The 24,847-nt window shown below is 68.8% G+C and carries 14 protein-coding genes; 11 read left to right on the top strand and 3 right to left on the bottom strand.

The window, feature by feature from the left end; all coding sequences use genetic code 11:
• Window positions 1–12: 12 nt before the first annotated feature.
• Both phnA and VES41_RS01490 read right to left on the bottom strand, forming a co-directional pair.
• Window positions 13–1,239 carry a phosphonoacetate hydrolase gene (gene phnA, locus VES41_RS01495; protein ID WP_324812071.1) on the bottom strand — a complete coding sequence of 409 codons (1,227 nt, stop codon included), beginning with the start codon at window positions 1,237–1,239 and terminating at the stop codon, window positions 13–15.
• Window positions 1,236–1,958 (bottom strand): phosphonate utilization associated transcriptional regulator, encoded by a 723-nt coding sequence (locus tag VES41_RS01490; protein ID WP_324812068.1) that lies wholly within the window; start codon window positions 1,956–1,958, stop codon window positions 1,236–1,238. The genes phnA and VES41_RS01490 overlap by 4 nt, the downstream gene beginning before the upstream one ends.
• A gap of 153 nt (window positions 1,959–2,111) precedes the next feature.
• Here VES41_RS01490 and VES41_RS01485 point away from each other — a divergent pair, with 153 nt between their 5' ends.
• Genes VES41_RS01485 through VES41_RS01470 form a run of 4 tightly spaced genes read left to right on the top strand, consistent with a single transcriptional unit; the run spans window position 2,112 to window position 7,241 of the window.
• Entirely contained in the window at window positions 2,112–3,158 is a 1,047-nt protein-coding gene (locus VES41_RS01485) for a putative 2-aminoethylphosphonate ABC transporter substrate-binding protein (protein WP_324812066.1), read from the top strand.
• Between the two features lie 49 nt (window positions 3,159–3,207).
• Window positions 3,208–4,338, top strand: a complete 1,131-nt coding sequence (locus VES41_RS01480) for a putative 2-aminoethylphosphonate ABC transporter ATP-binding protein (RefSeq protein ID WP_324812063.1) — start codon at window positions 3,208–3,210, stop codon at window positions 4,336–4,338.
• The gene (locus VES41_RS01475; protein WP_414718986.1) at window positions 4,335–6,068 is read left to right on the top strand and encodes a putative 2-aminoethylphosphonate ABC transporter permease subunit; all 1,734 of its coding nucleotides are present in this window, start codon (window positions 4,335–4,337) and stop codon (window positions 6,066–6,068) included. Before VES41_RS01480 ends, VES41_RS01475 begins: the two co-directional genes overlap by 4 nt.
• 42 nt (window positions 6,069–6,110) lie before the next feature.
• The gene (locus tag VES41_RS01470) at window positions 6,111–7,241 is read left to right on the top strand and encodes a 2-aminoethylphosphonate--pyruvate transaminase (protein ID WP_324812061.1); all 1,131 of its coding nucleotides are present in this window, start codon (window positions 6,111–6,113) and stop codon (window positions 7,239–7,241) included.
• Window positions 7,242–7,262: 21 nt separating this feature from the next.
• Here the strand turns inward: VES41_RS01470 and VES41_RS01465 are convergent, their stop codons facing one another.
• A complete protein-coding gene (locus tag VES41_RS01465) occupies window positions 7,263–7,550 on the bottom strand; it encodes a DUF1488 family protein (RefSeq protein WP_324812059.1) in 288 nt (95 codons plus the stop codon).
• A gap of 194 nt (window positions 7,551–7,744) precedes the next feature.
• Between VES41_RS01465 and glgB the strand changes: the two genes are divergently transcribed.
• Genes glgB through treY form a run of 7 tightly spaced genes read left to right on the top strand, consistent with a single transcriptional unit; the run spans window position 7,745 to window position 24,798 of the window.
• Window positions 7,745–9,661 carry a 1,4-alpha-glucan branching protein GlgB gene (gene glgB / locus VES41_RS01460; protein WP_324812056.1) on the top strand — a complete coding sequence of 639 codons (1,917 nt, stop codon included), beginning with the start codon at window positions 7,745–7,747 and terminating at the stop codon, window positions 9,659–9,661.
• The gene (locus VES41_RS01455) at window positions 9,654–11,744 is read left to right on the top strand and encodes an alpha-1,4-glucan--maltose-1-phosphate maltosyltransferase (protein WP_324812054.1); all 2,091 of its coding nucleotides are present in this window, start codon (window positions 9,654–9,656) and stop codon (window positions 11,742–11,744) included. The genes glgB and VES41_RS01455 overlap by 8 nt, the downstream gene beginning before the upstream one ends.
• A gap of 8 nt (window positions 11,745–11,752) precedes the next feature.
• Complete coding sequence (gene treS / locus VES41_RS01450) at window positions 11,753–15,067, top strand: maltose alpha-D-glucosyltransferase (protein ID WP_324812052.1); 3,315 nt, start codon at window positions 11,753–11,755, stop codon at window positions 15,065–15,067.
• A gap of 15 nt (window positions 15,068–15,082) precedes the next feature.
• Complete coding sequence (locus tag VES41_RS01445; RefSeq protein WP_324812050.1) at window positions 15,083–15,976, top strand: mechanosensitive ion channel family protein; 894 nt, start codon at window positions 15,083–15,085, stop codon at window positions 15,974–15,976.
• The gene (gene glgX, locus VES41_RS01440; protein WP_324812047.1) at window positions 15,973–18,108 is read left to right on the top strand and encodes a glycogen debranching protein GlgX; all 2,136 of its coding nucleotides are present in this window, start codon (window positions 15,973–15,975) and stop codon (window positions 18,106–18,108) included. The genes VES41_RS01445 and glgX overlap by 4 nt, the downstream gene beginning before the upstream one ends.
• A 14-nt stretch (window positions 18,109–18,122) precedes the next feature.
• Window positions 18,123–19,955, top strand: coding sequence for a malto-oligosyltrehalose trehalohydrolase (gene treZ / locus VES41_RS01435; protein WP_324812046.1), 1,833 nt, complete (start codon window positions 18,123–18,125; stop codon window positions 19,953–19,955).
• Window positions 19,948–24,798 (top strand): malto-oligosyltrehalose synthase, encoded by a 4,851-nt coding sequence (gene treY, locus VES41_RS01430; RefSeq protein WP_324812044.1) that lies wholly within the window; start codon window positions 19,948–19,950, stop codon window positions 24,796–24,798. The genes treZ and treY overlap by 8 nt, the downstream gene beginning before the upstream one ends.
• The last annotated feature ends 49 nt before the right edge of the window (window positions 24,799–24,847 follow it).

Genomic DNA, 24,847 nt, shown 5'->3' with positions numbered 1-24,847 from the left:
TTTCCTCTCGGGTCACTGGGCGTGGTTCAGGGCAAGGTCGAAGGCGTCGAAGTTGCGCAGGCGCCGGTTGCTGGCAATGCCGGCGACCGGCCGGTTGCAGATCAGGGGAACGCGTTGCTCCGAGACACCGCCGTGCGAGCGCAGGGGAACCTCGAGCGCCGACAGGTCGTGCCGGCTGGCGGACGTGCCGATGACCGTGTTGCGCTCGCTCACGACCACGATGTCGCCGATGCGGTCGGCCGGCAGCTCGAATCGCAGCGCGGCCTCGGCGCGCGAGAGCACCAGTTCCATGCCGGGCAGCTCCTTGATGCGCTGGATCCAGCGAGCGGCGGTGGCGTCGTCGGGGGCGTAGACGGTGGCGAACGATCCCAGGGCGCCGTGGTGAACCACGTAGGGGTCGGTGATCGGCAGGATGACGCGCGCCGCCTCGGCGCCGTACCACTCGTCGAGCACGTCCTGCAGGTAGATGACGTTGGGCTTGCCCTGCGAGTCGTGCTTGTCGTTCATGCCGTGGTCGGCGGTCAGCACGATCGTGGCGCCCATCTCGTCGAGTTGGGCGAGGTAGCCGTCCATCATCGCGTAGAACGCATTGGCCGCGGGGCTGCCCGGCGCGGCCTTGTGCTGCACGTAGTCGGTGGTCGACAGGTACATGATGTCCGGCCGCTGGGTCTGCATGAGCTTGACGCCCGCGGCGAACACGAATTCCGACAGTTCGGCGCTGTAGACCGAGGGCACGGCCATGCCGACGAGGTCGAGCACGTTCTCGATGCCGTTTTCCTCCTGCGTGACCTGGTCCGACTTCTCGGACGAGAAGCAGATGCCCTTCATGTCGTTGCCCAGCAGCTTGCGCAGCTTGTCCTTGGCGGTGACGACGGCCACCTTGGCGCCGGCGTCCGCGAAGGCCGCCAGCAGGGTGCCTGCGCGCAGGTACTTGGGGTCGTTCATCATCACTTCCTGGCCCAGCTCGCGGTCGAAGAAGTAGTTGCCGCAGATGCCGTGAACCGCGGGTGGCGCGCCCGTGACGATCGACAGGTTGTTCGGGTTGGTGAAGGACGGCACGACGCAATCGGCCAGCAGGCTGGCGCCGGTCTGCATCATGCGCTTGAGATAAGGCGCGACCCCGGCGTCGATGGCGGCGTCCAGGTAGGCGGGCTCGCACCCGTCGACGCAGACCACGACCACGGGCCGCTCCATCCAGCGGTAGAGCCTGGCGTTGACTTCAATGGGCTGGGAATTCATTTGGATGTTCCTTGGTGGTTGGATGTGTTCCTGCCGGCCTCGTCGGGTCGGTCCAGTGCCTTGTGCATGCGGCCACGGCTGTCTGCCACGTGCTGGCGCATCACCCGGCCGGCGCGTTCGGCGTCGCCCGACGCAATGGCATCGACGATGCTCTGGTGCTCGTCGGCCGAGACGCGCAGGCCGCCGCCGCTGTCCAGGGCCCGCATGCGAAATAGGTGCAGCTCCTTGATCAGGCGCTTGTACGTCTCGACGAGCTTCTGGCTGCCCGAGGTTTCGAGCAGGATCTCGTGGAACTGCAGGTTCAGCTGCGCGTACTGCTCGATGTCCTGCGCCTTGGCGGCGCTCTTCATGGCCTTGAGCATCCCCTTGAGGCGGTCGAGGCCTTCCCGGCTGATGGCGCGCGTCACGCGCCGGCCGATGATCTCTTCCAGCGCCTCGCGCAATTCATAGATCTCGTCGGCTTCCTCGACCGAGATCTCGCGCACGAACACGCCGCGGTTCTTCTCGTTGCGCACCAGGCCGGCTTCTTCCAGGGCGCGCAGCGCCTCGCGGATCGGGCCGCGGCTGGTGCCCAGGCGCTGCGCCAACTCGCTCTCGTTGACGCGGCTGCCGACGGCCAGTGCGCCGGTCATGATGAGCCGCTCGATTTCCTCCTGCACCAGCATCGGCAGGGAGTTGGACTGCATGAAGGCGAGGGCGTCGGGTTTGCTGGGTGTCATGGTGAGTATTGTTGGTCGGAAATTGCCAACTGTCAACAATCCACCGTTGACAGTGATCAGGCGACGATCTACATTGAGTTCTACCAAAGCACGAAAAGTCGCGCTTGGGCCCGGAAGTTGCACCTTCGATCCCATTTCCAACAGGACTGAACGATGAAAGCTCTCAACGGTATTCGTCCCCTGGTCTCGGTGCTATGCGCATCGATGCTGGCCCTGGTAGTCGGCAGCGCGGCGGCGCAGCAGAAAACCTCCCTGCTGGTCTACACGGCGCTCGAGACCGACGCCATGAAGCTCTACAAGGACGGCTTCGAGAAGGCCAACCCGGACATCGAGATCCGCTGGGTGCGCGACTCGACAGGCATCGTCACCGCCAAGCTGCTGGCCGAGAAGGCCAATCCGCAAGCGGACGTGGTGGCCGGCCTGGCCGCCAGCAGTCTTGCACTGCTCGAACAGGAGGGCATGCTCGAGGCGTACGAGCCCAAGGGGTTCAAGGAACTCACGCCGGCCTATTCCGATACGGCCCGTCCGCCGGCCTGGGTCGGCATGGACGTGTGGGCCGCCACGGTGTGCTTCAACACGGTCGAGGCCAAGAAGCGCAACCTGCCCAAGCCCACCAGCTGGAAGGACCTGGCCAACCCGGTCTACAAGGGCGCCATCGTCATGCCCCATCCCGCCTCCAGCGGCACCGGCTACCTCGACGTGGCCGCCTGGCTGCAGATGTGGGGCGAGAAGGACGGCTGGAAGTACATGGACGCCCTGCACGAGAACATTGCCCAGTACGTCCACTCGGGCTCCAAGCCGTGCAAGCAGGCGGGCGCGGGCGAGTTCCCGATCGGCATTTCGTTCGAGTTCCGGGCGCACCAGGTCAAGAAGTCGGGCGCGCCGGTGGAGCTGATCTTCCCGAGCGAGGGCCTGGGCTGGGACATCGAGGCGACCGGCATCATGAAGAACACCAAGAAGATGGCGCAGGCCAAGCGCCTGGCCGACTGGATGGCGAGCAAGCAGGCCAACGAGATCACGGCCAACTGGTGGGCGGTGGTGGCCTACCCGGGCGTGGCCAGCAAGCTCGAAGGCATTCCCGACAACTACGAGAAGCTGCTGGCCAAGAACGACCTGAACTGGTCCGCCAAGAACCGCGAGCGCATCCTGGCCGAATGGAGCAAGCGCTACGAAGGCAAGGCGGAAGCCAAGTCGAACTGAGCGCACGAGCAGTGCCGCCCCGCCGATCAACCCGCGATGGATCAAGCCAATGGACATGACAGAAGCCACGTACCTCGCTCCCGGTACGCCAGCCGCCGCGGCGCTCGAGGTCATCGGGATCCGCAAGGACTTCGAAGCCTTCAGCGCGTTGCGCGACGTCCATCTGCGTGTGAAGCCGGGCGAGATGCTCTGCTTCCTCGGCCCTTCCGGCTGCGGCAAGACGACCCTGCTGCGCATCATCGCCGGGCTGGAGACGCAGACCGCCGGCCAGATCCTGCAGAACGGCCGGGACGTGTCCTGGCTGCCGGCCGACAAGCGTGACTACGGCATCGTCTTCCAGTCGTACGCGCTTTTTCCCAACCTGACCATTGCGGCGAACGTCGGCTATGGGCTGGCCAACGGCAAGGCCGGCAAGGCGGAAATCAAGGCGCGCGTGGCCGAGCTGCTGCAACTCGTCGGGCTGCCGACCTCCGGCGAGAAGTACCCGAGCCAGCTGTCCGGCGGGCAGCAGCAGCGCGTGGCGCTTGCGCGCGCCCTGGCCACGCGCCCGGGCCTGCTGCTGCTCGACGAGCCGCTGTCGGCACTCGACGCGCTGGAGCGGGTCCGCCTTCGCGGCGAGATCCGCCGGCTGCAGAAGCAGGTGGGCATCACGACCATCATGGTCACGCACGACCAGGAAGAGGCGCTGTCGATGGCCGACCGGATCGTCGTCATGAACCACGGCGTCATCGAGCAGGTGGGCACGCCGATGGACATCTACGAGCGGCCGGCCACGCCGTTCGTTGCCGATTTCGTGGGCAAGGTCAACGTACTGCGCGGCCACGCACTCGGGAACAACCTGTTCCGCGTCGGCGACATGGAACTGCAATGCGATGCCTGCGACAGCGGCTTCGAGGTCGGCGACGCGGTCAACCTGTACCTGCGCCCGGAAGACCGCATTGCAGAGCACATCGCCCCGGACACGCCCAACCGCATGCGGGTGATGGTCAACAAGGTGGAGTTTCTCGGCGGCCTGTGCATTGCGGAGGTGAGTGCCGAGGCGCTGCACGGCCAGAGCCTGGGCCTGCATTTCTCGCTCAACCAGTTGCATGACCTGGACGTGCGCGAAGGCAACCACATCGAGATCGCGCTGCGGGCCAACCGCATCCGCGCCTTCTGCGACAGGAAGCCGGCAGCATGAACACGCTGGCCCGCCCGCTTGCCGCCACGCCGGCGCTACCGCAGCGTGCCTCCATGCACTGGAGCCGCGACGAGGTGATCGCGCGCGCCCTGCTGCTGTGCGTCATGGCGCTGCTCGCCGTGTTTCTCATGGCGCCGCTGTTCACCATCCTGGTCAATGCGGTGCTGGACAAGGACGGCAACTTCGTCGGCCTTGGCCACTTCGTCACCTACTTCCATACGCCGAGCCTGCTGCGCGCGGCGTGGAACTCGATCTGGGTGGCGACGGTGGTGGCCGCCATCTCGGTGCCGGCCGCCTTCGTCTGTGCGTACGCGCTCACGCGCTCGTGCCTGCCGGCGTGGTTCAAGGGCACGTTCAGGCTGGTCGCACTGATTCCGCTGCTGGCGCCTTCGCTGCTCTCGGCCATTTCGTTCGTGCAGTGGTTCGGCAACCAGGGCGCGCTCAAGTTCCTGCTCGGCGGTGCCTCGATCTACGGGGCCCCGGGCATCATCCTGGCGGAGATCTACAACACCTTCCCGCATGCGTTGATGATCCTGGTCACCGCGCTGTCGCTGGCCGACGGGCGGCTCTACGAAGCCGCGACTGCACTGCGCACGCCGGGCTGGCGGCAGTTCACCACGATCACGCTGCCTTCGTGCAAATACGGGCTCATCAGCGCCGTCACCGTCGTCTTCACGTACGTGGTGAGCGACTTCGGCGCGCCGAAGGTCATCGGCGGCAACTTCAACGTGCTGGCGGTCGACGTGTTCAAGCAGGTGGTGGGCCAGCACAACTTCTCGATGGGTGCCGTCGTGGGCCTGCTCCTGCTGGTGCCGTCCATCGTCTCGTTCGTCATCGACTACCGGGTGCGGCGCAAGCTCAAGGCGCAGCTGACCGCGCGTTCGGTGCCGCACCTGCCCAAGCCCCGTCCGCTGGCCGACTCTGCACTGGCGGTGTTCTGCGTCGTGGTGTGCGCCATGTTGCTGGCCACCATCGGCATGGCGGTCTACACGTCGGTCATCAAGCTGTGGCCGTACGACCTGACCTTCACGCTCAGGCACTACCGCTTCGCGCTGATCGAAAGCGACATGGCCGCGGCATATACCAACAGCCTGGTCCTCGCGTTCTCGACCGCCGTGTGCGGCTCGCTGATCGTCTTCGTCGGGGCCTACCTGGTCGAGAAGACCCGCCACATGGCGATGATGAAGCGCGCGATGCACCTGATGGCCATGCTCTCCATGGCCGTGCCGGGGCTGGTGCTCGGGCTCGGGTACGTGATGTTCTTCAATCACCCGGCCAATCCGCTCAACGTGCTCTACCAGACGATGGCCATTCTCGTGCTGTCGATGATCGTCCACTACTACACGTCCAGCCACCTGACGGCCGTGACGGCGCTCAAGCAGATCGACAACGAGTTCGAGGCGGTCTCGGCATCGCTCAAGGTTCCGTTCTTCAAGACCTTCGTGCGGGTCACCGTGCCGGTGTGCCTGCCGGCCATCCTGGACATCGGCCGCTACTACTTCGTGGTCTCGATGGCCAGCCTGTCGTGCGCAATCTTCCTGTATTCGCCTGACACCATCCTGGCGTCGGTGGCGATCATGCACATGGACGACGCCGGCGACATCGGCCCGGCCGCGGCGCTGGCCAGCCTGATCGTCGTCACCTCGACCGTGGTCTGCATCCTGTACTCGCTTCTGACGCGTGTGCTTCTCTCGCGCACGCAGGCCTGGCGCAACCTGAGCCGGGGCTGACCCGCCCTGTCCCAACATCACCCATCGATCCGGAGCCACCTCATGGAAACGTCCCGTTCACCGATTCTTCTCACGCCCGGTCCGCTGACCACCTCCGACCGCACGCGCGCGGCCATGCTGCGCGATTGGGGCTCGTGGGACGGCGACTTCAATGCGATCACCACGCGGGTGCGCCAACAGATCCTGCGCATCGTCCATGGCGAGGCCACGCATGAATGCGTGCCGCTTCAGGGCAGCGGCACCTTTTCGGTGGAGGCGGCCATCGGCACGGTCGTGCCGCGTGACGGCCACGTGCTGGTGCCCAACAACGGCGCCTACTGCCAGCGCATCGCGCGCATCTGCAAGGTGCTGGGCCGCAAGCTCACCACCATCGACTACCCGGAGGACCGCCAGGTCCAGGCGGCGGACGTCGATCGCGCATTGGCCGCCGACCCGACCATCACGCACGTGGCGCTGGTGCACTGCGAAACCGGCACCGGCGTGCTCAACCCGCTGCACGATGTGGCCATGGTGGCCGCGCGGCACGGTCGCGGCCTCATCGTCGACGCCATGAGCTCCTTCGGCGCGCTCGAGATCGACGCGCGCAAGACGCCGTTCGACGCTGTGGTCGCCGCGTCCGGCAAGTGCCTCGAAGGGGTGCCCGGCATGGGCTTCGTGATCGTCAGGCGCAGCACGCTGGAGACCTGCGAGGGCAACAGCGCGTCGCTGGCCATGGACCTGTACGACCAATGGGTCTACATGGGCAAGACCACGCAATGGCGCTTCACGCCGCCGACCCACGTGGTCGCGGCGCTCGACGAGGCGATCGCGCAGTACGTCGAGGAAGGCGGGCTGCCGGCGCGCGGGGCACGCTATGCACGCAATTGCCAGGCGCTGATCGCCGGCCTGGCCGAGCTGGGCTTCCGTACCTACCTCGACCCGTCGATCCAGGCCCCGATCATCGTGACCTTCCATGCGCCGGAGGACCCCGCGTACGACTTCAAGACCTTCTACAACGAGGTCAAGAAGCGCGGCTACATCCTCTACCCGGGCAAGCTGACGCAGGTCGAGACCTTCCGGGTCGGCTGCATGGGCCACTTCGGGGAGGCCGGCATTCCCGGGGCGGTCGCCGCGGTGGCCGACACCCTGGAGGCGATGGGTATCCGCCGGGTACGCACTGCCGCCGTGGCCTGAGCCCGGCGCCGCTCGCCGGCGCTACGCCTGCGCCGCCGCCCGGATCACGGGCAGATCGACCGGGGCGAAATCCCTTGTGGTCAGAACCACCGGCCCGCGCGGCTTGTGGTGCAGCTTCTGCAGCGCGAGCGCCTCGATCTGCCCGGCGTTGTCGTAGTAGGTCTCGAGCAGGTCGTCGCCGCCGCCGCGTGCACCGAAATGGTCACGCAGGGCGTCTTCCTCGATCTGCGCCACGACGCGCCGCCCGTTGTCGAGGTGGACGGCAAACCGTACGCAGGCGACGTCATAGCAATAGATGGCTTCAGGCATCGTTGTCTCCATTGGCGGGATCGCACTTCACTGGTGCGCTCCAGGCTCAAGTGATCCACCTGTCACGTTTGTGCGCTGTCGGACTTTGCCGACTGACGACGTCGGTGGCCGCCTACGACCACCGACAACGTCCGACAACCGGTCGCAATGAACGTCCTGCGCCGCGCCGGACGTGGCGGCCCTAGAAACGAGGGGTGTCCACGCCGTCCCTTCTCAAGCCTCAGCCAAGGCGAGCTGCCTTCGGCGAGACCGATGCCTATCTGCTGCGCGAAGGGACGCACGCGCGGCTGTACCGCCAGCTCGGCTGCCACCTGGCGCCCGAAGGCGAGGGCGCCGACTTCGCGGTGTGGGCGCCGAACGCCGAAGCCGTCAACGTCATCGGCGACTGGAACGCTTGGGACGAGCAGGCCGACGCGATGCGACCTCGCCAGGACGGCACCGGCGTGTGGGAGGCGCATTGCCCGCACGCGCGGCGCGGCCAAGCCTACAAATACCGCATCCGCAGCCGCACCGGCGAGGTGATGGAGAAGGCCGATCCGGTGGCCTTTCTGAGCGAGGACGCGCCGGCCACCGCATCCCGCGCCTGGGGGCTGGAGTACGACTGGAACGACCAGGGCTGGATGGCCGGGCGCGCACGGGCCAACGCGCTGGACGCGCCAATGGCCGTCTACGAGGTGCATGCCGGCTCCTGGCGGCGTCCGGACGGACGCATTCCGACCTACCGCGAATTGGCGCACCAGCTGGCCGACTATGTGGCCGGCCTGGGCTTCACGCACGTGGAACTCATGCCGATCACCGAGCATCCGTTCTACGGCTCCTGGGGCTACCAGACTACCGGCTATTTCGCACCGACCGCGCGCTACGGGACGCCGCAGGACTTCATGTATTTCGTCGATCACCTGCACCAGCGTGGCATCGGCGTGATCCTGGACTGGGTGCCCTCGCACTTCCCGACCGACGCGCACGGGCTGGCGCGCTTCGACGGCACGCACCTGTACGAGCACGAGGACCCGCGCCAGGGATTTCACCCGGAATGGAACTCGGCCATCTTCAACTACGGCCGCGACGAGGTGCGCAGCTTTCTGATCTCGTCGGCCCTGTTCTGGCTCGACTGCTATCACATCGACGGCCTGCGCGTCGATGCGGTTGCCTCCATGCTCTACCTGGACTACGCGCGCGGGCAGGGCGAGTGGATTCCCAACCGGCACGGCGGGCGCGAGAACCTCGAAGCCATCGACTTCCTGCAGACGCTCAACCGCGCCGTCTACCGGGAGTTTCCGGACACCTTCACGGTGGCGGAGGAATCGACCGCCTGGCCGCGCGTGTCTCGGCCGACCGAGATGGGCGGGCTGGGCTTCGGCATGAAGTGGAACATGGGCTGGATGCACGACACGCTGGCGTTCTTCCGCGAGGACCCGCTGTACCGGCGGCATCACCACGACCGGCTGACCTTCTCCATCGTCTATGCCTTTTCCGAGAACTTCGTGCTGCCGCTCTCGCACGACGAGGTGGTGTACGGCAAGGGCTCGCTCATCAACAAGATGCCCGGCGACACGTGGCAGCAGTTCGCCAACCTTCGGCTGTTGCTGGCGTACATGTGGGCCCACCCGGGCAAGAAGCTGCTGTTCATGGGCGGGGAGTTCGGCCAGCGCCGCGAATGGACCCACGACGGCGAACTCGAATGGTGGGTGACCGAGCAACTGCCGCACCGCGGCCTGCAGCACCTGGTCGGCGAGCTCAACCGGCTGCTGCGGCAGGAACCGGCGCTGCACGAGCTGGATTTCGCCGGCGAGGGCTTCGCGTGGGTGGACCCGAACGACCGCGAAACCGGTGTTGCCTCGTTCCTGCGCAAGTCGCGCGACGGCCAGGCGGTGCTGGTGGTGCTCAACCTGACGCCCCAGCCGCGCCGCAACCATGTGCTGGGCGTGCCGCGCGGCGGCACATGGCGCGAGATCCTCAACAGCGACGCCAGTAGCTTCGGCGGTGCCGGTTGGGGTAATCTGGGCGCCGTGCGCGCGGCGCCGCTGCCATCGCACGGCCACGGGCATGCGCTGAGCCTGACCCTTCCTCCACTGGCGGCGATCTATCTCAAGAGGGATGCCGATGTCTAAGGGACTGTCCTTCCTGCGTGGCGTCATCGCCGGTGCGCCCGCAGACGAGGCGGGCGAGGTGCGAGCTCCTTCCATTCATGCCGACGCCCACGCCGGCCGCGCCCGCGCGGTGGTCGACGCGGTGCTGCCGGTCGTCGACGGCGGCCGGTTCCCGGTCAAGCGGGTCACGGGCGAAGCAGTGGTGATCGAGGCGCACGTCTTCACCGACGGGCACGACGTGCCACGCGTGATGCTGCAATGGTGGAAGGAGGGCGCCAGCCGCCGCGAAGAGATTCCGATGAAGCTGCGCTACAACGACGAGTGGCATGCGCGCTTCGTCGCGCCAGCGCCGGGGCGCTACTTCTACACCGTCGTGGCATGGGTGGACGCGTTCGAGTCCTGGCACGAGGAGCTGGAGCGGCGCGTCGACCCGGACGACATCCGCATCGCCGCGCGGGTCGGCGCGCAGGAGATCAGGGCGGCCGCCGGCCGTGCGGCCGATGGTGCCGATGCCCGCGTGCTGGCCGACTGGGCGCAGGCGCTGGAGGCCGATGCGGCCGATGCGGAGGTTGACGCCGAAGTCCTCAAGGCGCTGGCTCTGGACGAGCAGCGCGCCGACGCCGCGCGCCGCCATCCCGACCGCAGCCTAGAGGTGCGCCATGCCGCCGAGCTGCCGCTGGTGGTCGAGCGCGTGCGCGCGCGCTTTTCGAGCTGGTACGAGTTGTTCCCGCGCTCGGCGGGCGACACCCCGGGACGCCACGGCACGCTGCAGGACGTTGCCAAGCGCCTGCCGCTCATCGCAGCCATGGGCTTCGACATCGTCTACCTGCCGCCGATCCATCCCATCGGCCGGGAGCAGCGCAAGGGCCGCAACAACGCCTTGTCCACCGAGCCGGGCGACGTCGGCAGCCCGTGGGCGATCGGGGCGCAGGAGGGCGGGCACAAGAGCATCCTGCCCGAGCTGGGCACGCTGGAGGAATTCCGGGCGCTGGTGGCCGATGCGGCCGCGCATGGCATGGAGATGGCGATGGACATCGCCTTCCAGTGCGCGCCCGACCACCCCTACGTGCGCGAGCATCCGCAGTGGTTCCGCTGGCGCCCGGACGGCACCGTGCAATACGCCGAGAACCCGCCCAAGAAGTACCAGGACATCTATCCGTTCAACTTCGAGACGGACGACTGGCAGGGCCTGTGGCAGGAGCTCAAGAGCGTGCTGGACCACTGGATCGCGCAGGGCGTGAAGGTGTTCCGCGTGGACAACCCGCACACCAAGTCTTTCACTTTCTGGGAATGGGTGGTGGGTGAAGTCAAGCGTGAGCACCCGGACGTGATCTTCCTGGCCGAGGCCTTCACCCGCCCGAAGGTCATGCACCGCCTGGCCAAGCTCGGCTATTCGCAGTCGTACACGTACTTCACCTGGCGCAACAGCAAGGAAGAGCTGACGCGCTACTTCACCGAGCTGACCGAGGCGCCCGGCATCGACTACTTCCGCCCCAACGTCTGGCCGAACACGCCGGACATCCTGCACGAGAGCCTGCAGAGCGGGTTGGAGGCGACCTTCAAGTCGCGCCTGGTACTGGCCGCGACGCTCGCGGCCAGCTACGGCATCTACGGGCCGGCGTTCGAGCTGTTCGAGCACCTGCCGCGCGGGCCGGGCAGCGAGGAATACCTCGACTCCGAAAAATACCAGCTGCGCCACTGGAACTGGGACCCCGAGGCCGGGCTGCGCCCCCTCATCACGCGCGTCAACGAGATCCGCCGCGCGCACCCGGCGCTGCAGGCCAACCGGAGCCTGCGCTTCCTGGCGATCGACAACGAGCATCTCATCGCCTACCTCAAGCAGTCGCCGGACGGGCGCGACGTGGTGGTGACCGTGGTCAACCTGGATCCGCACAACGCGCAACAGGGCTGGCTGGCGCTGGACCCGAGCGAGTTCGACATGGAAGACGACGAGGCCTTCCAGATGCATGACCTGCTGACCGACCAGCGCTTCGCCTGGCGCGGCCGGCATCACTTCGTGCGGCTCGAACCGCGCCTGCCCGCGCACGTGATGGTGCTGCGCAGGCACCTGCGCGACGAGCGCGATTTCGATTACTACCTGTAGGGATCTTCATGAGCGCGCCGCTGCCACGCCTTGCCCTGGAGACCACCGAGATCAACACCGCGGGCGATCCCGAGTGGTATCGCGATGCGGTGATCTACCAGCTCAACGTCAAGGCGTTCTTCGATTCGAACGATGACGGCATCGGCGACTTCAAGGGCGTGACGCAGAAGCTGGACTATGTCCGCGACCTGGGCGTCAACACCATCTGGCTGATGCCGTTCTATCCGTCGCCCCTGCGCGACGACGGCTACGACATCTCGGGCTACGAGGCGGTCAACCCACAGTACGGCACGCTGGACGACTTCAGGGAGTTGCTACAGGAAGCGCACAAGCGCGACCTGCGCGTGATCATCGAGCTGGTCATCAACCATACCTCGGACCAGCACCCGTGGTTCCAGGCGGCGCGCAACGCCCCGCCGGGCTCGCCCGAGCGCGACTTCTACGTGTGGAGCGACACCGACACGCTGTATTCGGGCACGCGCATCATCTTCACCGACACCGAGAAGTCCAACTGGACCTGGGACCCGGTTGCCAAGCAGTTCTTCTGGCACCGCTTCTTCAGCCATCAGCCCGACCTGAACTTCGACAACCCGGCGGTGCTCGAGGCGGTGTTTCGCGTCATGCGCTTCTGGCTCGACATGGGCGTGGACGGCTTCCGGCTGGACGCCATTCCCTACCTGATCGAGCGCGACGGAACCAGCAACGAGAACCTGCCGCAGACGCACGAGGTCATCAAGAAGCTGCGCGCCGCCATCGACGCCAACTACCCGGACAAATTCCTGCTGGCCGAGGCCAACATGTGGCCCGAGGACGTGCGCGAGTACTTCGGAGAGGGTGACGAGTGCCACATGGCCTATCACTTCCCCCTCATGCCGCGCATGTACATGGCCATTGCCCAGGAAGACCGCGACCCGATCGTCGAGATACTGCAGCAGACGCCGGACATTCCCGAGGGCTGCCAGTGGGCCATCTTCCTGCGCAACCACGACGAGCTGACGCTGGAGATGGTGACCAACCGCGAGCGCGACTACATGTACACGACCTACGCGGCGGACATGCAGGCGCGCATCAACCTGGGCATCCGGCGGCGCCTGGCGCCGCTGATGGAGAACGACAAGGACGCCATCCGCCTGATGAACAGCATGCTGCTGTCCATGCCGGGCTCGCCCATCATCTACTACGGCGACGAGCTGGGCATGGGCGACAACGTGTTCGTGGGCGACCGCAACGGCGTGCGCACGCCGATGCAATGGAGCCCGGACCGCAATGCCGGCTTCTCCCGCGCCGACCCGCAGCGGCTGTACCTGCAGCCGATCATGGACACGATCTACGGCTACGAGGCGACCAACGTCGAGGCGCAGTTGCGCGACAAGAGCTCGCTGCTGCAATGGACGCGCCGCATGCTGGCGGTGCGCAAGACCAGCCGCGCCTTCGGCCGCGGGCGCCGTACGTTCCTCAAGCCGGGCAACCGCAAGATCCTGGCCTACATCAGCGAGCACGACGGCGACGTCATCCTGTCGGTGTTCAACCTCTCGCGCGCGGCGCAGCCGGTGGAGCTCGACCTGTCGCCATGGCAGGGGCGCGTGCCGGTCGAGATGATGGGCCGCACCTCGTTCCCGCCCGTGGGCGAGTTGCCTTACCTGCTCACGCTGCCGTCACGCGGCTTCTACTGGTTCCGCCTGGCCGAAGAGGCACCGCTGCCGAGCTGGCACCAGGAAAGCGTGGGCTTGCGCGACCGTCCGGTGCTGGTGCTGTTCGACGGCTGGACCAGCCTGTTCCGCGAGCAGGTCATGCCCTGGCGCATCGGCTTCGCCGACCGTCTGCGCCAGCAGTTCGAGCGCGACACGCTGCCGCCGCACATCCAGGTCCAGCGCTGGTACGCGACCAAGGGCGCGGTCATCACCCGTGCCGCCCTTCGCGACAGCGCCATCTTCGAGGAGCAGGGCAGGCAGTGGATGCTGCCGCTGCTGGACCTCGAGGGCCCGCCCGAAGCCGCCACCTACTTCATGCCGCTGGCGATCGCCTGGGAAGAGACCGAGGAAGAGCGCACCAAGGGGCTCGAACGCGCGGCCATCGCCAAGATCCGCCAGCAGGCCAACGTCGGCCTGATGGGCGACGCCATGTTCGACGAGGCCTTCTGCCGCGCCGCGGTTGCAGCGATCATCCGCGGGCGCAGCGTGCCGGCGGCGCACGGGACGGTGCACTTCCGCGCCACGCGCCGCGGGCAGGCGCTGGACGCGGACGCGGCCGCCGCCCTGCCGGTCAGCGCGCCCACGGCGCTGTCGAGCAATACGGTGGTGATGCTGGCCGAGTCGCTCTTTCTCAAGGCCTACCGGCAAATCCGCCCCGGGGTCAATCCGGAACTGGAAATGGGCCGCTTCCTGACCGAGGTGGCCGGCTTCCCGAACAGCGTGCCGGTGCTGGGCGCCATCGAATACACGGGCGAGGACGGCGTGGTCAGCACGCTGGCGCTGCTGCAGGCCTACGTGCCCAATCAGGGCGACGGCTGGACCTACACGCTCGACTACCTCGAGCGCTACCTGAGCGAACTGCGCCAGGGCGACGGCGTGCCGCACCCGGAAGAGCACGGCGCCTTCCTCGCGCTGGTCAACATCCTCGGCCAGCGCACGGCGCAGATGCACAACGCGCTGGCCACGCGTACCGGCGACCCGGCGTTCGACCCCGAGCCGATGGAGGCGGGCGAACTCGACGCCCTGCGCGACACCGTGCGCCAGGACGTGCAGGCCACCCTGGCCATGCTGCGCGACAACTCCGGCCGGCTGCCCGAGGCGGCGCGCGAAGACGTGCAGCGCCTGCTGGCGCTGACCCCGGCGATCGACACCTTCATCGAGGAGATGCGCCTGCCGGACGGGCCGCTCTACCGCACCCGCTATCACGGCGACTATCACCTGGGACAGGTGCTGGTGTCGCGCAACGACTTCTTCATCATCGACTTCGAAGGCGAACCGGCGCGGCCCCTGGAGGAGCGTCGCGCCAAGCATTGCGCCTTGCGCGACGTGGCCGGCATGCTGCGCTCCTTCGACTACGCGCGCTGGAGCGCGCTGCGCCGCGCGGCTCAGAACGCGGACGAACTGGTGCGCCTGGGCGCGGCCGCGGCGCGGTGGGAATCGCAGGTGCTGGCGGCCTTCCTGGCGGGCTATTCGGAGGCGCTGTCGCCGGATCTTGGCGCGGTGAACCGGCAGCTGCTCGGCCTGTTCGAGCTGGAGAAGGCGCTGTACGAGCTGCGCTACGAGATCAACAATCGACCGGACTGGGTGACAGTGCCTCTGCAGGGCATCCTGGCGCTGGCCAATCGTGCCTGAGAGGAGAGAGCCGAAATGGAAAACCTGTCCATCCATCTGGAGCCGCTGCGCGCCTTCCTGTTCCAGATCGGTGCCTTCATCCCGCGCCTGCTGGTGGCGGTACTCATCGTGGTGCTCGGCTGGCTGCTGGCCAAGGCGGTGCGCTTCGCCACCATCCGGGCGCTGCGCGCAGTCAACTTCCACGTGCTGACCGCGCGCGCGGGCATCGACACGTTCCTGCGCCAGGGCGGAATGGTCTCGGACACCAGCGCGCTGTTCGGCGTGCTGGCCTACTGGCTGATCATCCTGGCCTCGCTCATCGTGGCCTTCAACACGCTCGACCTGAGCTACGTCACCGACCTGCTCAGCCGCGTGCTGTGGTTCGTGCCGAACGTGTTCGTCGCCTTGCTGATCCTGGCCTTCGGCGCGTACTTCGCCCGCTTCGTCGGCGACGCGGTCACCACCTACAGCCGCAACGCCGGCATGCAGGACGGCCTGCTGCTGGGCAAGGTGGCACAGGGCGCCATCCTCCTGTTCGTGGTGCTGATCGCGCTCGACCAGCTGCGCGTGGGCGGCGACATCGTGCGCCAGAGCTTCCTCATCATCCTCGGCGGCGTGGTGTTCGCGCTGGCGCTGGCCTTCGGGCTGGCCGGCAAGGCATGGGCGGCCGAACGCATCGAGAGCTGGTGGCCGCGCGAAGGCCCGCGCCGCGGCCTGGCGCCCAACGCGACCGCGTCCCGCGCCGTGGCGGGCGGCGCCGTTCCCGGCCGTGCCGATGCCGCCGCGTCCGAGGTGCCGCCATCGGCCGGCATGACCGGAATCGCGCCGCCGGTGCCGCCCGGGCAGCCGAGTTATCCGAGGCCGCCCGGCGCCCCGCCGGCCGCCTGGCCGCGCCGCTCCGACGACCCGCAGGATCGGGCGCACCCATGAGCCGCCGCGGCTCGCCACCGGCCGACACGGTCTGGCCCGGACGCCCGTACCCGCTGGGCGCGGTGTGGGACGGCCAGGGCGTCAACTTCGCCCTGTTTTCGCGGCACGCGGAGAAGGTCGAGCTGTGCCTGTTCGACGACAAGGGCCGGCACGAGCGCCAGCGCATCGTGCTGCGCGAGCGCACCAACGACGTGTGGCATTGCTACCTCCCGCAGGCGCGGCCGGGCCAGGCCTACGGCTACCGGGTGCATGGGCGCTACAAGCCGGAGGAGGGCTTTCGCTTCAACCCGCACAAGCTGCTGCTCGACCCCTACGCGAAGGACACCGTCGGCGCGCTGCGCTGGAGCGACGCCCTCTACGGCTACTCGGTAGGCAGCAAGCGGGAGGACCTCTCCTTCGACCGGCGCGACAGCGCGGCGTACATGCCCAAGAGCCGCGTGCTCGAGCCGGCATTCACCTGGGGTGACGACCAGCGCCCGTCCGTGCCATGGCAGGACATGGTGATCTACGAGCTGCACGTGCGCGGCTTCACCATGCGGCACCCGGAGGTGCCGGAGGCGCTGCGAGGCACGTATGCCGGGCTCGGCACTCAGCCGGTCATCGACTACCTGCAGCGTCTGGGCGTCACGACGGTCGAGCTGTTGCCGGTGCACGCCTTCCTCAACGACCGGCACCTGGCCGAGCAGGGCCTGCAGAACTACTGGGGCTACAACACCCTGAACTACTTCTCGCCGGAGCCGCGCTACAGCGCCTCGGGCAAGGTCAAGGAGTTCAAGACGATGGTCAAGAGCCTGCATTCGGCAGGCATCGAGGTCATCCTCGACGTGGTCTACAACCACACCTGCGAAGGCAACCACCTGGGGCCGACGCTGTCGATGCGCGGCGTGGACAACGCGTCGTACTACATCCTCAACCAGCCCAACCCGCGCTACTACGACGACTTCACCGGCTGCGGCAACACGGTCAACCTGGAAGATGCGCGGGCGCTGCAGATGGTGATGGACTCGCTGCGCTACTGGGTCGAGGAGATGCACGTCGACGGCTTCCGCTTCGACCTGGCCTCGGCGCTGGCGCGCGAGGCCGGCAAGGTGGAGAACCTGGGCACCTTCTTCGCCGCCATCCGGCAGGACCCGACGCTCAGCTGCGTCAAGCTCATCGCCGAGCCCTGGGACCTCGGCCACGGCGGCTACCAGGTGGGCAACTTCCCGGCCGGCTGGGCCGAATGGAACGACCGCTACCGCGACGGCGTGCGCGGCTGGTGGAAGGGCGACGCCGGCATCGTGGGCGAACTGGCGAACCGGCTGGCCGGCTCGCAGGACATCTACGGCTGGTCGGGCAAGAAGCCCAACGCGAGCATCAACTTCATCACCGCCCACGACGGCTTCACCCTGGCCGACCTGGTTTCCTACAACGACAAGCACAACGAGGCCAACGGCGAGGAAAACCGCGACGGCAACAGCAACAACCTGTCTTGGAACTGCGGCGCCGAAGGGCCGACCGACGACCCGCAGGTCAACGCGTTGCGCGAGCAGCAGAAGCGCAACTTCCTCGCCACACTGCTGCTGTCGCAGGGCGTGCCGATGCTGCTGGCCGGCGACGAGCTGGGCAACACCCAGGGCGGCAACAACAACGTGTACTGCCAGGACAACGAGACGTCCTGGATCGACTGGGCGCTGGACGACAAGGCGAAGGCGTTGCACGACTTCGTCGCCCGGCTCATCGGGCTGCGGCGCCGGCATCCGTCCTTCAGGCGCCGCAGCTTCTTTCGCGGCAAGCTCGAGGACGACAGCCAGGCCAAGGACGTGCTGTGGCTGCGCCCGGACGGCCCGGAGATGATCCCGGCCGACTGGGAAGGCGAGCACGTGCGCTGCCTCGGCATGCTTTTCTCGGGCTCGGGCCTGATCGACGTCGGGCAGCGCGGCGAGCACCAGAGCGACGACGACTTCCTGCTGCTGCTCAACGCCTACCACGAGGCCGTGCCCTTCACGCTGCCGCCGCGGCCCGACGGCTGGGTGCGCCTGGTCGACACGGCGCAGGACGGTCCCGAAGCGCCGGCGCCCAAAGGCGCCTATCCGGTGCAGGGCCGCTCGCTCGTGCTGTTCCGCAGCAAGGCCGCCGGGGCGGCGCCGTGAGGCACCGGCACCGCATGCCCTTCGGCGCCGAGGTGCTGGACGCCGGCGGTGTGCGCTTCGCCCTGTGGGCGCCCGGCGCAACGGCGCTCGTGCTCGAGCACAGGCGCGGCGAGGACGGGCCCTGGCATTCCGTGCAGATGCAAGGCCGCGCCGACGGCTGGCACGAGGCGGCCGTGCAGGAGGCCGCCGCCGGCGACGACTACCGATTCCGGCTGCCCGATGGTTTGCGCGTGCCCGATCCCGCGTCCCGCTGGAACCCGGCGGACGTGCACGGCCCCAGCCGGGTGGTCGATCCGCTCGCCTGCGAATGGCACGACGACGGCTGGCGCGGCCGACCCTGGCAAGAAGCGGTGATCTACGAGCTGCACGTGGGCTGCTTCACGCCCGAAGGCACCTTCGCGGCGGCGCAGGCCCGGCTGCCCGAACTGGCGGACCTGGGCGTGACCGTCATCGGCCTGATGCCCCTGGCGGACTTTCCCGGTTCGCGCGGCTGGGGCTACGACGGCGTGCTGCAGTTCGCGCCCGAGTCGGGCTACGGCACGCCCGACGAGCTCAAGCGGTTCATCGATGCGGCGCACGGCCTGGGCATGATGGTGCTGGCCGACGTGGTCTACAACCACTTCGGGCCGGACGGCAACTACCTGCATGCCTACTGCCCGGATTTCTTCAACCCGGCGCACCAGACGCCCTGGGGCGCGGCGATCAACTACGACGGCGCGGCCTCGCGCACCGTGCGCGATTTCTTCGTCCACAACGCGCTCTACTGGATCGAGGAATTCCGCTTCGACGGCCTGCGCATGGATGCGGTGCACGCCATACGCGACGACTCGGCCACGCCCATCGTCGAGGAAATCTGCACGGCGATCCGGCAGGGACCCGGCCGGCAGAGGGCGCTGCACGTGGTGCTGGAGAACGACCTGAACCAGGCACAGCGACTGGCGCGCGACGCCGGCAATCGCCCGCGCGCGGCCACCGCGCAATGGAACGACGACCTGCACCATGCCGCCCACGTGGTGCTGACCGGACAGGCGGACGGCTACTACCTGGACTTTGCCGACGGCCCGCTCGACCGCTTCGCCCTGGCGCTGGCGCGCGGCTACGTCTATGCCGGCGAGCCGTCCGCCTTCCGTGGCGGCGAGCCGCGCGGGCAACCTTGCGACGGCCTGCCGCTCGACGCGTTCGTCTCCTATCTGCAGACGCATGACCAGGTCGGCAACCGCGCGATGGGCGAGCGCATCGACGCCCTGGCGGATGCGGCGCGCGTGCTGGCCGCCCGCGCCTGCGTGCTGCTGTCCCCGCATGTCCCGATGCTCTTCATGGGCGAGGAATGGGCGGCATCGACGCCGTTCCTCTACTTCTGCGACTTCGGCGGCACGCCGCTGGGCGAGGCGGTGTCGGCGGGGCGTCGCGCCGAGTTTGCTGGCTTTGCGGCCTTCGCCGGCGACGCCGCCCGGGCGGCGATTCCCGACCCGAACGCCGAGCAGACGTTCCTCGATTCCAAGCTGCGCTGGGATGAACGGACCGCGCCGGCTCATGCCGAAGCCTTGCGCCACACGCGCGACCTGCTCTCCACGCGGCGCACGGCCATCTTTCCCCACCTGGCGGGCGGCAGCCGTGCGCTGGACCACGGCTGCCGCGACGGCGTGATCCGCGTGAGCTGGGCGCTCGGTGGCGCCGCCCGCCCGGTGCGGCTGCACCTGCTCGCCAATCTCGATGTGCGGCCCCGGCGCGCGTCACTTCCGCCGGGGCGCGCCGTCCATTGCATCGGCATTGCCGGTGGCGACCAGGCGGCGCAGACGCTCGATCTGCCATCGGGCGCTGTTTATGCTTGTGTGGAAGATGCATGACGACGACCCGCCCGACGAGGCACTGCGCCGGCTGAGCGCAAGGCACGGCATCGACCTGTTCTACGACGACATCTGGGGCCAGCGGCATGACGTGCCGGCCGCTTCGCTGCGGCGATTGCTCGCCGACGCCGGCGCCGGCGGCGATGGCGCCGCCGAGGCGCAGGCCGATGCGCTGACCTTGCCGCCGGTGCATGTCGTGCCGCTGGGCGACGCGGCCTTCGCCGTGCCGCTGCGCGCGGCGGGCGACGGGCAGGCGTTGCATTGGCGCATTGCGCTCGAAGAAGGCGGCGAGCACGCCGGCAGCGCCCAGGCCGAGACGGGCGATCCTGCCGGCGCGGCGAACCGGCAGTTGCGCATCGAGCTGGCGTTGCCGGCGGGCTACCACCGCCTCACGCTGCAGGGCGAGCCCGGCTCCACGCTGCTGATCTGCGCGCCGGCCACCTGCCACCAGCCGGAGGTACTGGTGCGTGGGGGGCGGCTCTGGGGCGTGGCCCTGCAGCTCTATGGCCTGCGCTCGCCGCGCAACTGGGGCATCGGCGACCTGGGCGATCTCAAGGCCTTCGCCACCCGCGCGGCGCAGGCCGGCGCCGCCATGCTCGGGCTCAACCCGCTGCACGCGCTGTTCCCGCACAACCCGGTGCATGCCAGCCCCTACAGCCCGTCGTCGCGTGCCCAGCTGAACGTGCTCTACATCGACGTGGAGGCATTGCCGGACTTCCAGGATTGCCAGGCTGCGCGGCAGCTGGTGCGCTCGCCCGGCTTCCAGTCGCGCCTGGCGCAACTGCGCGCCGCGCCGCTGGTCGACTACGCCGGCGTCTCCGCCGCCAAGCACGAGGTGCTGGCCCTGCTGCATGCGCGCTTTCGCGAGCGGGCCGACGACGATGACGAAGTGCAGGCCTTTCGCGCCTTCTGCGAGACCGGCGGCGACGCATTGCGCCAGCATGCGCTGTTCGAGGCGGTGCAGTCGCACCTGCACCGGCAGGACGCGTCCGTCTGGGGCTGGCCTGCGTGGCCGCAAGCGTGGCAGGACCCGACGGGCGACGCGCTGCAGGCGTTCGCGCGCGAGCATGCGCCGCGCATCGAGTACTTCGCGTACCTGCAATGGCAGGCTGCGCGCCAGCTGGAGGCCGTCGGGCGGCATTGCCGCGCCGTCGGCATGCCGGTGGGGCTGTACCTCGACCTGGCGGTCTCGGTCGACCGGGGCGGCTCCGACGCCTGGCGCCATGCGCACAGCTTTGCCCTGGACGCCAGCATCGGCGCCCCGCCTGACCTGCTGAACCTGCAGGGCCAGGACTGGGGCCTGCCTCCGCTGCGGCCCGACCGGCTGCGTGCCACCGGCTATGCCGCGTTCATCGAGGCCCTGCGCGCCAACATGCGCGGCGCCGGCGCGCTGCGCATCGACCACGTCATGATGCTCATGCGGCTGTTCTGGATTCCCTCGGGCGGCCGCGGCTCCGACGGCGCCTACGTGCGCTATCCGCTGGACGAGCTGCTGGCCGTGCTGGCGCTGGAAAGCCGGCGGCACCACTGCCTGGTGGTCGGCGAGGACCTCGGCACGGTGCCCGACGCCATGCGCGAGGCGATGCACCGACACGGCGTGCTGTCGTACCGCCTGCTGTACTTCCAGCGCGACGCGCACGGCGGATTCCTGGGGCCCCAGGACTACCCGCGCGAGGCGGTGGTGGCCGTGAGCACGCACGACCTGCCGAGCTTTGCCGGCTGGTGGGATGCCGGCGACGTCCACCTGCGCGGCCAGCTCGGCATGGGCGGCGACGCCGCCGCGCTGCAGCAGGCGCTGGAAGAGCGCGCGCGCGACAGGACGCAGCTCGCGCAAATCCTCGGATTGCCCGGGCCGCCGGAGGCGACTGCCGGGGAAGATGCCGCCACCGACGCCGCCACGGCCGCGCGCCTTGCGGCCGCCCATGCCTTCCTGGCTCGCGCGCCATCGGCGCTGATGATGGTCCAGCTGGAAGACCTGCTGGGGCAGGGCGAGCAGGCCAACCTGCCCGGCACCGTCGACCAGCACCCCAACTGGCGGCGCAAGTACGCGCTGGAGGTGCAGGGCGTCTGGCAATCGCCGCTGGCGCGGCAGATCTGCGATGCGGTCGCCGCCGAGCGGCCGGCGCGCACGCGCTCGCGCATCCCCCGCGCCACCTACCGCCTGCAACTGCACAAGGACTTCGGCTTCGACGACGCCTGCGCCATCGTGCCGTACCTCGACCGGCTGGGCATCAGCCATGTCTATTGCTCGCCGATCCAGCGCGCGCGTGCCGGCAGCCTGCATGGGTACGACGTGGTGGCGCACGACCAGATCAACCCCGAGCTGGGCGGCCTGGCCGGCTACCAGCGCCTGTGCGATGTCCTGCAGGCGCATGGCATGGGGCAACTGCTCGACCTGGTTCCCAACCACATGGGCGTGCTCGGCGCGGACAACGCGTGGTGGAACGATGTGCTCGAAAAGGGCATGGCTTCGCCGTATGCGGAGTATTTCGACATCGACTGGGCGGCTGCCACCCCGGGCCTGACCGGCAAGGTGCTGCTGCCGATCCTGGGCGACGACTACGGCCAGGTGCTCGAGCGCGGCGAGCTGGTGCTGGCGCACGAGCGAGGAGCCGGCGGCGCGCCGGGCCGCTGGTTGGTGCGGTACTTCGAGCACCGGGTTCCCGTGTCGCCCGAAAGCGTGCCCAGCCACCTGCAGGCGGCCGCTTCCGACGAGGAGGTCATGTCCTCGACTCTGGACGAGGCCCTGGCCGCCTTCAACGCCCCCGATAACCGCGACGCGCTGCATGCGCTGTTCGAGGCGCAGGCCTGGCGCCTGGCGCACTGGCGCTGCGCCGCCGACGAGATCAACTACCGGCGCTTCTTCGACGTCAACGAGCTGGCGGCGCTGCGCACCGAGCGCGAGGACGTGTTCAAGGCCTCGCACGCGCTGGCGCTCGACCTTGCGGCGCAGGGCCTGGTCGACGGCTTGCGGATCGATCACCCCGACGGGCTGCTCGACCCTGCGACCTACTTCGCCCGCCTGCAGGCCGGCTTCGCGGCGCGGCGCCACGCGGCCGGTGCGCCGGCCGATGCCTTGTACGTGGTGGCCGAGAAGATCGCCGCGGCAGGCGAGGACGTGCCGCGCGCCTGGCCGATCCACGGCACCACCGGCTACCGCTTCGCCAATGTCGCCAACGGCGTGCTGGTGGATCACGAGGCGGCCCCCGCGCTGCGCGCGCTGTGGCGCGACTTCACCGGCCACGACGAGCCGTTCGACGAGGTCGTGTACGCGTCGCGGCTGACGGTGGCAACCACCACGCTGGCGGCCGACCTGGAGGTGCTGGCCACCGCGCTTCACCGCATTGCCAAGGCCGACCGGCGCACCCGCGACCACACGCTCAACGGCCTGCGTGCGGCGATCGCCGCGGTGGCGGCGGCAATGCCGGTCTACCGCACCTACAACGGCGAGACGGCCAGCGCCCAGGACGTGCGAATGGTCGAAGCCGCCGTCGACGGTGCCCGCGCCCGGCTGCCCGACAGCGATGCGGCGCTGTGGTCCTTCCTGCGCGAGGCGCTGCTCGGGCGCCTGCTGCCCGGCGTGCCGGCGGACCTGCTGGCGGCGGTGCGCCGCTTTGCGCGGCGCTTCCAGCAGTACAGCGCGCCGGTGGCCGCCAAGGGGGTCGAGGACACCGCCTTCTATCGTTACTTTCCGCTCAGTTCGCTCAACGAGGTCGGCGGCGAGCCGGACGAGATCGGCATGACGGTCGAAGACTTCCACATCGCAAGCCTGGACCGCCAGCGCCGCTGGCCGCACACCATGCTGGCGACGTCCACGCATGACAACAAGCGGTCGGAGGACGTGCGGCTGCGCATCGACCTGCTGTCCGAGTTCGCCGAGCCCTGGCGTGCCGCGGTGCAGCACTGGCGCACGCTCAATGGGCCGCTGTCGACCGGTGTCTCCCCCGCGCACGAGTACCTGTTCTATCAGACCGCGGTGGGCGCACTGCCGGCGGGCGGCGCGCACGCGCAGGACTTCGCCGCGCGCATGGTGGCCTACATGCACAAGGCTGCGCGCGAAGGCAAGAGCGCCACCAGCTGGACGCGGCCGGATGCCGACTACGAGCAGGCGCTCGAGACGTTCGTGCGCGGTGCGCTGGACGGCGCCGGGCCGGACGGCTTCCGGCGCGCGCTGGGCGACTTCGTCGACCGTCTCGATCCCTTCGCGGCGCTCGGCGCACTGAGCCTGGCCCTGCTGAAGTTCACCGCGCCGGGCGTGCCCGACGTGTACCAGGGCTGCGAGCTGATCGAGCGCAGCCTGGTCGACCCGGACAATCGCCGCCCGGTGGACTACCGCGCCCGCGACCTGGCACTGCAACAGCTGCAGGCCCTGGCCGAGGCGCCGCAGGAACTGCCGCGCGCAGTGGCCGGGCTGGTCGATGCCGCCGGGGACGGCCGCGCAAAGCTGTGGGCGGTCTGGCGGCTGCTCGAGCTGCATCGCCTGGCGCCGGATCTCTTCCTGTACGGCAGCTACGAGCCGCTCGAGGTCCGCGGGGCGAGGGCGCGGCACGTGATCGCCTACATGCGCCGGCATCGCGAGCAGGTGATGGTGGTCGTCGTCGCCCGCCTGTTCGGGCGCCTGGCTGCGGCGGTGGCCGCGCCGTCCGCGCAACTGCCGTCACCGGTCTGGCGCGGCGATGCGGCCTGGGGCGACACGTGCGTGCTGCTGCCGGACGAGCCCGGTTTGCGCGAAACCGGCCTGCGCGACTGCCTGACGATGCAGCTCGTTCCCGCGGGCTCTGTCCTGCCGCTGGCGCGGGCGCTGACGCACTTTCCCGGCCTGGTGCTGCTCGGCAGCGCCTGAGGCGCACGCGGGGCGCCCGGGCCGACGGCGAGCACGCGGACTACGCGGC

The sequence above is a fragment of the Variovorax sp. genome (assembly GCF_035634955.1).
Taxonomy (GTDB): domain Bacteria; phylum Pseudomonadota; class Gammaproteobacteria; order Burkholderiales; family Burkholderiaceae_C; genus Variovorax.
The sequence above is the reverse complement of the archived record's forward strand: the minus strand, read 5'-3'. Positions and strand labels throughout refer to the sequence as shown.

What these genes read in the sequence shown, in the direction of transcription:
- phnA (WP_324812071.1), bottom strand. Translation starts at nt 1,239, where the DNA reads ATGAATTCCCAGCCCATTGAAGTCAACGCCAGGCTCTACCGCTGGATG.
- VES41_RS01490 (WP_324812068.1), bottom strand. Translation starts at nt 1,958, where the DNA reads ATGACACCCAGCAAACCCGACGCCCTCGCCTTCATGCAGTCCAACTCC.
- VES41_RS01485 (WP_324812066.1), top strand. Translation starts at nt 2,112, where the DNA reads ATGAAAGCTCTCAACGGTATTCGTCCCCTGGTCTCGGTGCTATGCGCA.
- VES41_RS01480 (WP_324812063.1), top strand. Translation starts at nt 3,208, where the DNA reads ATGGACATGACAGAAGCCACGTACCTCGCTCCCGGTACGCCAGCCGCC.
- VES41_RS01475 (WP_414718986.1), top strand. Translation starts at nt 4,335, where the DNA reads ATGAACACGCTGGCCCGCCCGCTTGCCGCCACGCCGGCGCTACCGCAG.
- VES41_RS01470 (WP_324812061.1), top strand. Translation starts at nt 6,111, where the DNA reads ATGGAAACGTCCCGTTCACCGATTCTTCTCACGCCCGGTCCGCTGACC.
- VES41_RS01465 (WP_324812059.1), bottom strand. Translation starts at nt 7,550, where the DNA reads ATGCCTGAAGCCATCTATTGCTATGACGTCGCCTGCGTACGGTTTGCC.
- VES41_RS01455 (WP_324812054.1), top strand. Translation starts at nt 9,654, where the DNA reads ATGTCTAAGGGACTGTCCTTCCTGCGTGGCGTCATCGCCGGTGCGCCC.
- treS (WP_324812052.1), top strand. Translation starts at nt 11,753, where the DNA reads ATGAGCGCGCCGCTGCCACGCCTTGCCCTGGAGACCACCGAGATCAAC.
- VES41_RS01445 (WP_324812050.1), top strand. Translation starts at nt 15,083, where the DNA reads ATGGAAAACCTGTCCATCCATCTGGAGCCGCTGCGCGCCTTCCTGTTC.
- glgX (WP_324812047.1), top strand. Translation starts at nt 15,973, where the DNA reads ATGAGCCGCCGCGGCTCGCCACCGGCCGACACGGTCTGGCCCGGACGC.
- treZ (WP_324812046.1), top strand. Translation starts at nt 18,123, where the DNA reads ATGCCCTTCGGCGCCGAGGTGCTGGACGCCGGCGGTGTGCGCTTCGCC.
- treY (WP_324812044.1), top strand. Translation starts at nt 19,948, where the DNA reads ATGCATGACGACGACCCGCCCGACGAGGCACTGCGCCGGCTGAGCGCA.